Origin of the sequence: Pseudomonas sp. MOIL14HWK12:I1 (genome assembly GCF_000510705.1) — a bacterium.
Taxonomy (GTDB): Bacteria; Pseudomonadota; Gammaproteobacteria; order Pseudomonadales; family Pseudomonadaceae; genus Chryseomonas; species Chryseomonas oryzihabitans.
The window spans coordinates 1,350,396-1,362,997 of the sequence record NZ_KI783307.1 but is presented as its reverse complement, the minus strand read 5'-3'; the positions used below and the strand labels follow the sequence as shown (position 1 = coordinate 1,362,997).

The following is a 12,602-nucleotide window of genomic DNA, read 5'->3' as shown; positions in this document are numbered from 1 at the left end:
TCTTTTTGCCTGGCCTTCGCTCAACCGAGATCGACCACCACCCGGCCCACCATCTTGCCGGCGAGGATCTGGCTGATGGTATCGGGCAGTTCCTCCAGGCCGACCTCGCGGGTCAGGCTGTCCAGGTCGTCCAGCTTCCACTGCACCGAAAGCTTGTCCCAGAGCGCGGCCTTGGCCATCAGTGGCAACTCGACGGAATCCACGCCCAGCAGATTCACCCCGCGCAGGATGAAGGGAAAGACCCCGGCTTCGAACTTGGTGCCCGCCGTCATGCCGCAGCAGGCCACGCTGCCGCCGTATTCCAGCGACTTGATGACGTTGAAGAGGATGTCGCCGCCGACGGTATCCACCGCTCCGGCCCACTGCTGATCCAGGAGCGGCTTGCCGACGCCATCGGCCAGGGTCGCGCGGTCGAGGATCTGCCGGGCGCCCAGGCGATGCAGCCACTCCGCGCGCTCCAGCTTGGCGGTGGACGCCGCCACGTGATAGCCGAGTCGCGCCAGCAGCTTGACCGCAAGGCTGCCCACGCCGCCACTGGCGCCGGTGACCAGCACGGTGCCGGCCTCCGGGGTCAGGCCCATCTGTTCCAGTTTCTCGACGCACAGCGCCGCGGTGAGACCCGCGGTGCCCAGCACCATGGCCTCGCGCAGGCCGAGATTGTCCGGGCGCCGGATCACCCAGGCGGCCGGCACCCGGATGTACTGTCCGAAGCCGCCGGGGGTGTTCATGCCGAGGTCATAGCCGGTGACGAGGACTTCGTCGCCCACGGCGAATTCGCCCGCGCTGGACTGCTCCACCACGCCCGCCGCGTCGATCCCCGGGGTATGGGGATAGCGCCGGGTCACGCCGCGGTTGCCGATGGCCGAGAGCGCGTCCTTGTAGTTGAGCGAGGAGTAGCGCACCCGGATCAGCACCTCGCCCGCGGGCAGGTCGTCCAGGGTGCGTGTCACCACCTCTTGCCGAAAAGCACCATGGGCCCCTTCGGTCACCCAGAGCGCCTGAAAATTGCTCATCGCAGAACCTCCGTTGGAGTCTTGTTATGGGGCCGCCCGTCCTATGGACCTCAGCGCCAGCGGGTCGACTCGCCCAGACGCTCCCACCAGGTGGTCACCAGACGATCGACACCGAGACTCGCCGCCATGCCCAGGCGTTCGGGCAGGGATTTCTTCTCGACGAAACGCAGCGAAAAGACCTCGACCACCTGGGCCCGTTCGGCCAGGTATTCGTCGCTGGTACGCAGTTCGTCCACCAGTTGCTTGCCCAGCGCGGCCTGGCCCAGCCAGACCTCACCGGTGGCGACCTCGTCGATGTTGAGCTGCGGCCGGTAGTGGGAGACGAAGTTCTTGAACAGGACGTGGGTGGTGTCCAGGTCGTGCTGGAATTTCTCCTTGCCCTTCTCGTCGTTCTCGCCGAACACCGTGACGGTGCGCTTGTACTCACCGGCGGTGAAGACCTCGAAGTCCACGTCGTGCTTCTTCAGCAGGCGATGGACATTGGGCAACTGGGCGACCACGCCGATGGACCCGAGGATGGCGAAGGGCGCGCAGAGGATGCGATCGCCGATGCAGGCCATCATGTAGCCGCCGCTGGCGGCCACCTTGTCGACACAGATGGTCAGGGGGATCCCGGCCTGGCGGATGCGCGCCAGCTGGGAGGCGGCCAGGCCATAGCTGTGCACCAGGCCACCGCCGCTTTCCAGCCGTACCACCACCTCGTCCTTGGGCGTCGCCAGGGTCAGGACCGCGGTGATCTCGTTGCGCAGGTGTTCGTTGGCCGTGGCCTTGATGTCGCCATGGAAGTCGAGCACATAGACCCGCGATTTGCCGGTCTCGCTCTTGCGCTTGGTCTTCTCGGCCTTGGTCTCGCGTTTGCGCAGGGCCTTGAAGGCCTCCTTGCCCAGCACGCTCTGCTGCAACCTCAGCCGCAGATCGCGATAGAAGTCGTTGAGCTTCTGTACCTGCAGCTGGCCGGCCGAGCTGCGCCGGTTGCGGCCGCGAACGGCGGCGGTGAACAGCAGCACGGCGATGATGGCGACCACCACGGTGACGGTTTTGGCCAGGAAACTGGCATAGTCGGCAAGAAACTCCACGGACTCTCCTAGGATGGCGGCAGCAGTGCCCTGCCCAGCATACCGAGTCGCCCGACCGATAGAAACTCGGCGACTCCCGGGCGGTCTTTCTGCACAGGCCGGCCGTGGGCCGTGATCCGGGCGGGCATGCGCCCGCGCCTTTCAAACAAGCGTATGAATATCCGTTGACAGGCCTCCTGTCGCCCCCTACCCTCGGTCGAGTGCCCTGCCCCTCCGCCTGGAGTGGGCCTCATCGAAAAAGACCACAAGGACCCTCGCCATGAGCGCAGCCGAAGCCATCGCCACCCTGAAGAGCAAGTTCGACCCCTCCGCCGCGGCCGGCCTGGACCTCACCTATCAATTCGACGTCGAGGGTGGTGACAACTACTACGTGGTCGTCAAGGACGGCACCTGCGACGTCCAGCAGGGCGACGCCGCCGACCCGGATTGCACCCTGATCATGGACCAGGCCACCCTGGCCGGCATCGTCAGCGGCGAGACCGACGGCATGCAGGCCTTCATGTCCGGCAAGCTGCGCGTCGAAGGCAACATGATGCTGAGCATGAAGCTGGGCGAACTCTTCCCCAACTAAGCGCCAGTCGTGAAAAAGCCGGGCCATCGCCCGGCTTTTTTGTGCCCGCCGTCAGGGCCGCTGGGGCGTGACGTTGCCCTCCCGTGCAGTAGCGTGGAAAACGGCGCAGCCTGTTCCACTGGGGACTTCGCGGCAAAGGGCCCCCTGACCCCAGCCCTCTCCCGCAGGGAGAGGGGGCTATCCACGCAAGCGTTCAGCTCCATCCGCTCCGGCACGCCGGTGATCGGCCGTCGTGCCTCGCCCAAAGGCGCGCCCACAGCCTCGACAATCCAGAATCTGCGCGGCTTTTTCCTGCTCAGGATCAGGGCCGCCGTGGCGGTGCGGGCGGCGTGAGATTGCCATCCCAGCCACCGCCAAGCGCGGCGATCAGCTGGACGCTGGTGCTGAGGCGACTGCCGAGCAGGGTCAGGTTGGTGCGCTCGTTGCTCAGGGCGGTGGTCTGCAGGGTGACCACGTCGAGATAGCCGATCAGGCCGGCCTGGTACTGGTTCTCGGCCAGTTGCAGGGCGCGGCGCGCGGCATCCAGGGCCTCTTGGCGCACGCCGGCTTCGTCGCTGTAGGTACTCAACTGCACCAGATAGTCTTCCACCTCGCGGAAGCCCGCGAGCACGGTCTGGCGATAACCGGCGACGCTGGCGTCGTAGCTGGCCTCGGCGGACTCCACCTGAGCGCGTCTCAGGCCGCCATCGAACAGCGACAGGGCAAAGGACGGCCCGATCGACCAGAAGCGATTCGGCGTGCTGATCAGGTTGCCCCACTGGCTGGCGCTGTAGCCACCGCTGGCACTCAGGGTCAGGTCGGGATAATAGGCGGCTTCGGCGACGCCGATGGCGGCATTGGCGGCCATGACCTGGCGCTCGGCCTGGGCGATGTCCGGACGACGTTCGAGCAGCGTCGAGGGCACGGCGCTCGGCAGCGGCGGCAACTCGGGAATCGTTTTGACCGCGGCCAGCTGGAAATTGGCCGGGACCTCGCCGACCAGCACCGCGATAGCGTTTTCCAGCTGGGCACGCTGATACCTGAGGTCGATGGCGTCGGCCTGGGTGCTCTTCAGCTGGGTGGTGGCCTGGGCCACATCCGCCGGGGTGACGATGCCGGCGCGGTACTGATTCTGGGTCAGGCGCAGGGATCGCTCGTAGGCGGCCACGGTGGCGTCGAGCAGTCGCTGCTGGGCGTCCAGTACGCGCAGTTGCAGGTAGTTGGTCGCCAGTTGCGTCTGCAGGCTCAGGCGGGTGGCCGCGAGCTCCGCGGCGCTGGCCTGGGCAGAGGCCCGATCCGCCTCCACCTGGCGCCGGACGCGGCCCCAGAGATCCAGCTCCCAACTCACCCCCAGACTGGCGTCGTAGGCGTTGCTGATGGTGCTGGAGCCACCGCTGCTGACGGTGCTGCTGGTGCCATTGGAGTTGCGGATGACGGTGTTGCTGCCCGAACCACCCCCGCGCCCGGAGCGGGTGGCGCCCAGGCTGCTGGAGAGCGTCGGGAACAGCGAAGCCCGTGCTTGGCTGACCAAGGCCAGGGATTGCCGATAGGTCGCCTCGGCCTGGGCCAGGCTCTGGTTGCGCTGGTTGAGCTGGACCATCAGACGGTCGAGGGTCGGATCGTCATAGCGCCGCCACCAGTCGCCACGGATCTCCAGGTCCTTGGGCGCCGCCGCCTGCCAGCCTTCGGCGTGGCGATAGGCGACCGGCACCGTGGTGGTCGGCCGCTGGTAGTCCGGGCCCAGGGTACAGCCGGCCAGCAGCAGAGCCAGGGTCAGCGTCGGCAGGCGCAGGGTTGGGGTCATAGCGGCGTATCCAGGGCAGCGTCGGTACGGATGCCGCGCCAGCGATTGACGCGGCGGCGCAGGCGTTCGAAATAGAGATAGACCACCGGAGTGGTGTAGAGCGTGAGAATCTGGCTCAGCACCAGTCCGCCGACGATCACCAGGCCCAGCGGCTGGCGCATCTCGGCGCCCTCGGTATCGCCGATCAGCAGCGGCACGGCGCCGAGAATGGCGGCCATGGTGGTCATGAGGATGGGCCTCAGGCGCAGCAGGCAGGCCTGGCGGATGCCCTCCTCGGGCGTCAGGCCCTGCTGGCGTTCCAGCTGCAGCGCCAGGTCCACCATCATGATGGCGTTCTTTTTCACCACCCCGATCAGCAGGAACAGCCCGAGCATGGAGATCAGGCTGAACTGGCCACCGGTGAGCTGGATGGCCAGCAAGGCCCCTACCCCGGCCGACGGCAGCGTCGAGAGGATGGTCAGGGGGTGGACATAGCTTTCGTAGAGCACGCCGAGCACGATGTAGACCAGCACCAGGGCGCCGAGGATCATCAGCGGCTGCCCCGACACGGTGCTGGCGAAGATGTTGGCGGAGCCGCCCAGGCGCCCCTGCACATCGCTGGGCAGGCCGATGGCGGCCACGGCGCGCTGCACCGCCCGGGTCGCCTGTTCCAGGCTGACATCCGGCGCCAGGTCGAAGTTGATGCTTTCCGAGGCGAACTGGCCGTCGTGGGTGACGCGGTCCTCGGCGAGGCTGTTGGTGTAGTAGGCGAAGGCCGCCAGCGGCACCTGGGCGCCGCTGGCGGTGATGACCCGCACCTGCTCGAGGACGGTCGGGTCCTGGGCATAGCGCGGATTGATCTCCATCACCACCTTGTACTGGTTGAGCGGCTCGTAGATGGTCGAGATCTGCCGCTGGGCGAAGGAGTTGTTGAGTACCGCGGCCACGGTCTCCATGTCCACGCCGAGGCGCTTGGCCTTCTCGCGGTCGATCTGCAGGGTGATCTGCTGGGTGCTGCCTTCGCGACCGTCCACCGCGGTCAGCTCCGGCAGCGCCTTGAGCGCGGCCAGCACCTTGGGCTGCCAGGTTTCCAGCAGCCCGACGTCGCCGGAGAGCAGGTTGTACTCATAGGACGAGGTGCTCTGCTGGCGCCCGCCGAATCTCAGGTCCTGATCGGCCATGAGGAACAGCTGGGCGCCCGGCACCTTGGGCGCATTGGCGCGGATACGCTCGATGACCTTCTGGGCATCCAGCTGGCGCTCGGCGATGGGCTTGAGGCGAATCAGCATCACCGCGTTGTTCACCCCGCTGCCGGAGCCGGAGCTGCCGACGAAGCCGGAGGCGCTGGCCACCGCCGGATCGGCCAGCAGCGACTTGCGCAGGATCTCGATCTTCGGCTGCATCACCTGGAACGACAGGGCGTTGTCGCCGCGGATGAAGCCGATCAGCTGGCCGGTGTCCTGCTGCGGCATGAAGGTCTTGGGCACCACCACATAGAGCGCCACGTTGAGCGCTATGGTGGCGAACAGACTGAGCAGGGTAAGGCGCCGATGGCGCAGCGCCCAGCCGAGGCTGCGGTCGTAACCCGCCACCAGGCGACGATGGGCGCGCTCGCTGAAGCGCTGCAGGCGGCTTTCGGTGGCCGGGTCATGAGGCCTGAGCCAGCGTGCGCAGAGCATGGGCGTCAGCGTCAGAGACACCACCAGCGACACCAGGATGGCCGCCGCCAGGGTCAGGGAGAATTCGCGGAACAGCTTCTCGACGATACCGCCGATGAACAGGATGGCGACGAAGACCGCCACCAGGGAAACGTTCATCGACAGCAGGGTGAAGCCGACCTCGCGGGTTCCCTGGTAGGCCGCCTTGAGCGGCGCCATGCCGTTGTCGATGTGGCGGGCGATGTTCTCCAGCACCACGATGGCATCGTCCACCACCAGCCCCGCCGCCAGGATCAAGGCCATCAGCGACAGGGTGTTGAGCGAAAAGCCCAGGATGTACATGACGGCGAATGTACCCACCAGCGAGATGGGTACCGCCAGGGCCGGGATCACCGCGCTGCGCAGCCGACCGAGGAACAGCCAGACCACGCCGATCACCAGGAAGACGGCGATGATCAGGGTCAGCTCGGCCTCGTGCAGGGTCGCCTTGATCACCCCGGATCTGTCCATGGCCACTTCCAGACGCGCGCTGGCCGGGACGATGGCTTCCAGCGCCGGCAGGCGCGCCTTGAGCGCGGCGATGGTCTCGATGATGTTGGCGTTGGCCTGGCGATTGACCACCAGCAGCACGGCGCTCTGGTCGTTGTAGAAGCCGGCGTTGTAGCGGTCTTCCACGGCGTCGCTGACCTTGGCGACATCGCGCAGGCGCAAGGCCGCGCCATCCTGGTAGCGGATGATCAGGGGCGCGTAGTCGGCCGCCTTGAACAGCTGGTCGTTGGCCTGGATCTGCCAGTTGTGCTCGTCATTGGCCACCGCGCCCTTGGGCCGGCGCTGGTTGGCGCTGTTGATGGCGGTGCGGACGTCGTCCAGCGCCAGGCCATAGTGCTCCAGCTGCCGCGGCTCCAACTCGACGCGCACCGCTGGCAGGGAGCTGCCGCCGATCTGCACCTCGCCCACACCGTTGACCTGGGACAGGCTCTGCGCCAGCACCGTGGACGCCAGGTCGTACAACTCGCCCTTGCTCAGCGTCTTGGAGGTCAGGGAGAACACCATGATGGGTGCCTGGGACGGATTGACCTTGCGATAGCGCGGCATCTGGCGCATGCCGCTGGGCAAGAGGTTGCGCGAGGCGTTGATGGCCGCCTGCACCTCGCGGGCGGCGGTGTTGACGTCCTTGTCCAGGTCGAACTGGATGATGATCTGGGTCGAGCCCTGGCTGCTGCGGCTGGTCATGGAGCTGATGCCGGCGATGGTGCCCAGGGAACGCTCCAGCGGCGTGGCGACGCTGGAGGCCATCACCTGGGGACTGGCGCCGGACAGGGTCGCCGAGACCGTGATGGTGGGAAAGTCCATCTGCGGCAGGGGCGCCACCGGCAACAGCCGGAAGGCGATGGCGCCGAGCAGCAGCAACGCCAGGCTCAGCAGCAGGGTCGCGACCGGCCGGGCGATGAAGGGCGCCGAGAGATTCACCTCAGGCCGTCCTGCGCCGACCCAGGCGCTCGCCCAGGCTGTCGAAGGCCAGGTAGATCACCGGGGTGGTGAACAGCGTCAGCACCTGGCTGACCAGCAGGCCGCCGACCATCACCAGGCCCAGCGGCTGGCGCAACTCGGCGCCGGCGCCGGTGGCCAGCATCAGCGGCACCGCGCCGAACAGCGCGGCCAGGGTGGTCATGAGGATCGGCCGGAATCTCAGCAAGGCGGCCTGATAGATGGCTTCTTCCGGCTTTAGCCCCTGGTGCCGTTCGGCGTCGAGGGCGAAGTCGATCATCATGATGGCGTTCTTCTTGACGATGCCGATCAGCAGGATGATGCCGATCACCGCGATCAGGCCGAGGTCGTTGCCGGTGAGCAGCAAGGCCAGCAGCGCGCCGATGGCCGCCGAGGGCAGCGTCGAGAGGATGGTCAGGGGATGGATGAAGCTCTCGTAGAGCACTCCCAAGACGATGTACATCACCACCACCGCCGCCAGGATCAGCAGCAGGGTACTGGACAGGGAGGCCTGGAAGGCTGCCGCCGCGCCCTGGTAGTGGGTGTTGATGCCCACCGGCAGGCCGATCTCCTGCTTGGCCGCATCGATGGCCGCCACGGCGGCGCCGAGGGAAACGCCGTTGGCCAGGTTGAACGACAGGGTCACCGCCGGGAACTGGCTCAGGTGGTTGATCACCAGCCGGGTCGGCCGCTGCTCCATCTTCACCAGGCTGGACAGCCGCACCGGCGCGCGACTGGTGTCCGTGGTGGTTTCGCTGGTGGTGGCCGTTCCGGTGCCGCTGCTGCCGCTGGACGAGGTACCACTGCCCGCCTTCACCCAGACCTGGCTGAGGGCATCAGGCCCGAGGCTGTCGGCGGCGGCGCTGGCCAGCACCACCCGATACTGGTTGGCCTGGGTGTAGATGGTCGAGATCTGCCGCTGACCGAGGGCGTCGTAGAGGGCGTCGGTGATGGCCGAGACCTGGACACCGAGGCGCGCCGCGGCGTCTCGGTCGATGGTCAGGTACAGCTGCAGGCCCTTGTTCTGCAGGTCGCTAGTGACATCCGTGACTTCCGGGCGTTGCTGCAGGGCCTGGGTCAGGCGCGGCACCCAGGTGTCGAGCAGATTGGCATCGGGCGAGTCCAGGCTGAGCTGGTACTGGGTCCGGCTGACCCGGTCTTCGACGCTGAGGTCCTGCACCGGCTGCATGTAGAGGGTGATGCCCACCACCTTGGCGACCTCGGGACGCAGGCGGTCGATCACTTCCTGGGCCGTCACGTCGCGCTCGCTCTGCGGCTTGAGGTTGATCTGCATGCGGCCGCTGTTGAGGGTGACGTTGTCGCCGTCGACGCCGATGTAGGACGACAGGCTCGCCACCGCCGGGTCCTGCAGCACCACCTCGGCCAGCGCCTGCTGGCGCTCGCTCATGCCGCGGAAGGAGATGGACTGGGGCGCCTCGGTGATGCCCTGGATGGAGCCGGTGTCCTGGGCCGGAAAGAAGCCCTTGGGCACCAGCAGGTAGAGCACCGCGGTGAGCACGAAGGTCGCGACCGCCAGCATCAGCATCAGCGCCCGGTTGGCCAGCGACCAGCGCAGCGCGCGACCGTAGCCGGCGATCAGCCGCTCCAGCCAGACCAGTCGATGTTCCGCGGCCTCCTCGCGCTTGAGGAGCCGGGCGCACATCATCGGCGTGAGTGTCAGGGAGATCACCAGGGAGATGAGGATGGCCACCGCCAGGGTGATGGCGAATTCGCGGAACAGCCGGCCGACCACGTCCTGCATGAACAGTAGCGGGATGAGCACCGCGATCAGCGAGACGGTCAGGGACACCAGGGTGAAGCCGATCTGGCGGGCGCCCTTGAGCGCCGCTTCCAGGGGCGTGGCGCCCTCTTCCAGATGCCGGGAGATGTTCTCCAGCATGACGATGGCATCGTCGACGACGAACCCGGTGGCGATGGTCAGGGCCATCAGCGACAGGTTGTTCAGCGAGAAGCCGGCCAGGTACATGGCGCCAAAGGTGCCGATCAGCGACAGCGGCACCGTGACCGAGGGGATCAGGGTGGCGCTGAAGCGGCGCAGGAAGACGAAGGTGACCATGACCACCAGCCCCACCGCCAGCAGCATCTCGTGCTGGACGTCGGTGACCGCGGCGCGGATGGTCTCGGTACGGTCGCTGAGCACGGCGATGTCGAGACCGGCCGGCAGGCTTTCCCTGAGGCTGGGCAGGAGCGCCTGGATGCGGTCGACGGTCTGGATGACGTTGGCGCCGGGCTGGCGCTGGACATTGACCAGAATGGCGCCGCTGCGATTGGCCCAGGCGGCCAGGCGGTCGTTTTCCGCGCCCTGGGCGATGGTGGCGACGTCACCCAGGCGCAGGGCGCCGTTGTCGGCGTAGTTGAGGATCAGGTCGCCGTAGGCCTTGGGGTCGCGCAACTGGTCGTTGGCGTCCAGGGTGGCGACCCGGGTGGGACCGTCGAAGCTGCCCTTGGGCTGGTTGGTGTTTTCGCTGGTGACCAGGCTGCGCACGTCGGCCAGGGTCAGGTTGTGGGCGGCGAGCTTGTCCGGATCGACCTGGATGCGCACGGCCGGGCGCTGGCCACCGGCCAGGCTGACCATCCCCACCCCGCTCACCTGGGCGAGCTTCTGCGCCATGCGGGTATCGACCAGGTCGTAGAGCGTGGGCAGCGGCAAGGTCCTGGAGCTGATCGCCAGGGTGACGATGGGCGTATCCGCTGGATTGACCTTGTTGTACACCGGCGGCGCCGGCAGGTCGTTGGGCAGCAGGTTGTTGGCCGCGTTGATCGCCGCCTGGACCTCCTGCTCGGCGACCGACAGGTCCAACTCGAGATTGAATCTAAGGGTAATGACCGAGGCCCCACCGGAGCTGGTGGAGGCCATCTGCGACAGGCCGGGCATCTGCCCGAACTGGCGCTCCAGCGGCGCGGTCACGGCGCTGGTCATGACGTCGGGACTGGCGCCCGGATAGAGGGTGAGCACGCGGATGGTGGGATAGTCCACCTGCGGCAGGGCCGCGACCGGCAGCAGGCGATAGGCCAGCAGACCGGCGATGAGCAGCGCCACCATCAACAGGGTGGTGGCGACCGGGCGCAGGATGAAGGGGCGCGAGATATCCATCGCGGCCGGTCAGCCCTGGGTCTTGCCGGGCTTGCGTACCGCCGGCTTGGCCGGTTCGCTGGGCGCCGCCGAGGCCCCGGTAACCACCTCCACCTCGTTGCCCTCGCGCAGGCGATCGGTGCCTTCGGTCACCACCCGGTCACCGGCGGCCAGGCCCTCGGTGACCACGGTCAGGCTGCCGTCATCCGGCCCCAGCTTGAGGCTGCGCACCTGGATCTTGTTGTCGGCCCCGACCACGTAGGCGAAGGTGCCATTGGAGCCGAACTGGATGGAGGCCGAAGGCACCACCAGCGCCTGCTCCAACACCTGTTCACGCACGCGCACGGTCACGAACTGGTTGGGGAACAGCGCCTCGTCGCCATTGGCGAAGCGGGCGCGGAACTTGAGGGTGCCGGTGGCGGTGTCGATCTGGTTGTCGAAGCTCTGCAGGGTGCCGTCGGCGACCTTGCGCGAACCGCCGCGATCCCAGGCTTCGACCGGCAGGGTCTGGCCGGCGCGGGCACGCCTGAGCAATTCGCCCAGCTGGCTTTCCGGCAGGGTGAAGACTACCGAGATCGGCTGGGTCTGGGTGATGACGGCCACCACGGTGCTGTCGTTGGCGGACAGCAGGTTGCCGCCGTCCAGCTGGCGCAGGCCGACGCGCCCGGCGATGGGCGCCTTGATCTGGGTGAAGGCCAGATTCAGCTTGGCATCGGCCACCGCCGCCTGGCTGTTCTTGAGGGTGCCGCGGTACTGGTTGACCAGGGCTTCCTGGGTATCCAGGGTCTGCCTGGCGATGCTGTCTTCGCGGAACAGCCCCTGGTAGCGCTTCAGGTCCAGCTCGGCGTTGCGCAGCTGCGCCTGGTTCTGCTGCAGGGTGCCCTCGGCCTGTTGCAACGCCACCTCATAGGGACGCGGATCTATGCTGGCCAGCAGCTCGCCGGCCTTGACCTTCTGGCCTTCCTCGAAGGCCACCCGCACCAGTTCGCCAGCGACGCGGGTGCGAACATTGACGGTGTTGAGCGCCGTTACGGTGCCGATGGACTTGCGCACGATGGGAAAGCTGCGCTGTTCCACCGCCACCACCCGCACCGGCGTGGGGCCGGTCATGCCGAAAGGCGAACGCGCGCCCTTGCCGCCAGCGGCCTCGTTCTTCTGGCCGTGCTGGTGATACCAATACCAGCCGCCCGCAGCCACCAGCACCACGAGGACGAGCAGCCACACCAGTCGGCGACGGGAGGAAGAGCGAGGCGAAGAGTCGGACATCGGAAGATACGTACACGCTGGGAAAGGCGGAAGATAAGCAGTAGCGAGACGGCTAACCAGCCCCTTTACCGCGATTTTACCTAAAGCAAAACGGGCAGACACAAAAGGCGCCTGCCCGTTTCGAAGCGCCCACCGCGCAGAGCGGTGGGTTGGCGGCGATCAGCCGAGAACGGCGAGTGCGGCGGCGTAGTCCGGCTCCTGACCGATCTCGGGGACCAGCTCGCTGTGCAGCACCTTGTCCTGCTCGTCCAGCACCACCACGGCGCGGGCGGCCAGGCCTTGCAGCGGACCGCTGGCCAGGGCGACGCCGTAGTTCTGCAGGAATTCGGCACCGCGCAGGGTGGAGAGGTTCACCACCTTTTCCAGGCCTTCGGCGCCGCAGAAGCGCTTCTGGGCGAACGGCAGGTCGGCGGAGATACACAGCACCACGGTGTTATCCAGCTTGTCGACTTCGCTGTTGAACTTGCGCACCGAGGTGGCGCAGGTCGGGGTATCGACGCTGGGGAAGATGTTGAGCACCTTGCGCTTGCCGGCGAGGCTGGCCAGGGTAATGTCCTGCAGATCACCGTTGACCAGGCTGAACGCCGGGGCCTGCTGGCCGACCTGCGGCAGGTTGCCCTGCACCTCGACCGGGTTGCCACGCAAATTGACGGTTGCCATGAACTGCTCCTTTC

Annotated in this window: 8 protein-coding genes; 1 reads left to right on the top strand and 7 read right to left on the bottom strand. The window is 67.2% G+C overall.

What is annotated here, in order from left to right:
• Positions 1-20 precede the first annotated feature (20 nt).
• Complete coding sequence (locus tag PSEK12I1_RS0116295) at positions 21-1,013, bottom strand: YhdH/YhfP family quinone oxidoreductase (protein WP_007158412.1); 993 nt, start codon at positions 1,011-1,013, stop codon at positions 21-23.
• Positions 1,014-1,063: 50 nt separating this feature from the next.
• The gene (gene sohB, locus PSEK12I1_RS0116290; protein ID WP_027599449.1) at positions 1,064-2,089 is read right to left on the bottom strand and encodes a protease SohB; all 1,026 of its coding nucleotides are present in this window, start codon (positions 2,087-2,089) and stop codon (positions 1,064-1,066) included.
• Positions 2,090-2,348: 259 nt separating this feature from the next.
• Between sohB and PSEK12I1_RS0116285 the strand changes: the two genes are divergently transcribed.
• On the top strand, positions 2,349-2,660 hold the full coding sequence (locus tag PSEK12I1_RS0116285; RefSeq protein ID WP_007158414.1) for an SCP2 sterol-binding domain-containing protein: 312 nt from the start codon (positions 2,349-2,351) through the stop codon (positions 2,658-2,660).
• A 301-nt stretch (positions 2,661-2,961) separates the two neighbouring features.
• On the opposite strand, the gene PSEK12I1_RS0116280 is transcribed toward PSEK12I1_RS0116285, so the two are convergent.
• From PSEK12I1_RS0116280 to tpx, 5 genes are all read right to left on the bottom strand, one after another.
• Positions 2,962-4,443 (bottom strand): efflux transporter outer membrane subunit, encoded by a 1,482-nt coding sequence (locus PSEK12I1_RS0116280; RefSeq protein WP_027599450.1) that lies wholly within the window; start codon positions 4,441-4,443, stop codon positions 2,962-2,964.
• Entirely contained in the window at positions 4,440-7,550 is a 3,111-nt protein-coding gene (locus PSEK12I1_RS0116275) for an efflux RND transporter permease subunit (RefSeq protein WP_027602238.1), read from the bottom strand. The genes PSEK12I1_RS0116280 and PSEK12I1_RS0116275 overlap by 4 nt, the downstream gene beginning before the upstream one ends.
• A gap of 1 nt (position 7,551) precedes the next feature.
• Positions 7,552-10,683 (bottom strand): multidrug efflux RND transporter permease subunit, encoded by a 3,132-nt coding sequence (locus PSEK12I1_RS0116270; protein ID WP_027602237.1) that lies wholly within the window; start codon positions 10,681-10,683, stop codon positions 7,552-7,554.
• A gap of 9 nt (positions 10,684-10,692) precedes the next feature.
• Positions 10,693-11,928: an MdtA/MuxA family multidrug efflux RND transporter periplasmic adaptor subunit gene (locus PSEK12I1_RS23865; protein ID WP_037007030.1), complete on the bottom strand. Its 1,236-nt coding sequence runs from the start codon at positions 11,926-11,928 to the stop codon at positions 10,693-10,695.
• A gap of 159 nt (positions 11,929-12,087) precedes the next feature.
• Positions 12,088-12,588, bottom strand: a complete 501-nt coding sequence (tpx, locus tag PSEK12I1_RS0116260) for a thiol peroxidase (RefSeq protein WP_027599454.1) — start codon at positions 12,586-12,588, stop codon at positions 12,088-12,090.
• Positions 12,589-12,602: the final 14 nt, after the last annotated feature.

Excerpts from the sequence above, each read along its gene's own strand:
- tpx (WP_027599454.1), bottom strand. The coding sequence starts at position 12,588 with ATGGCAACCGTCAATTTGCGTGGCAACCCGGTCGAGGTGCAGGGCAAC.
- PSEK12I1_RS0116285 (WP_007158414.1), top strand. The coding sequence starts at position 2,349 with ATGAGCGCAGCCGAAGCCATCGCCACCCTGAAGAGCAAGTTCGACCCC.
- PSEK12I1_RS0116270 (WP_027602237.1), bottom strand. The coding sequence starts at position 10,683 with ATGGATATCTCGCGCCCCTTCATCCTGCGCCCGGTCGCCACCACCCTG.
- PSEK12I1_RS0116295 (WP_007158412.1), bottom strand. The coding sequence starts at position 1,013 with ATGAGCAATTTTCAGGCGCTCTGGGTGACCGAAGGGGCCCATGGTGCT.
- PSEK12I1_RS23865 (WP_037007030.1), bottom strand. The coding sequence starts at position 11,928 with ATGTCCGACTCTTCGCCTCGCTCTTCCTCCCGTCGCCGACTGGTGTGG.
- PSEK12I1_RS0116280 (WP_027599450.1), bottom strand. The coding sequence starts at position 4,443 with ATGACCCCAACCCTGCGCCTGCCGACGCTGACCCTGGCTCTGCTGCTG.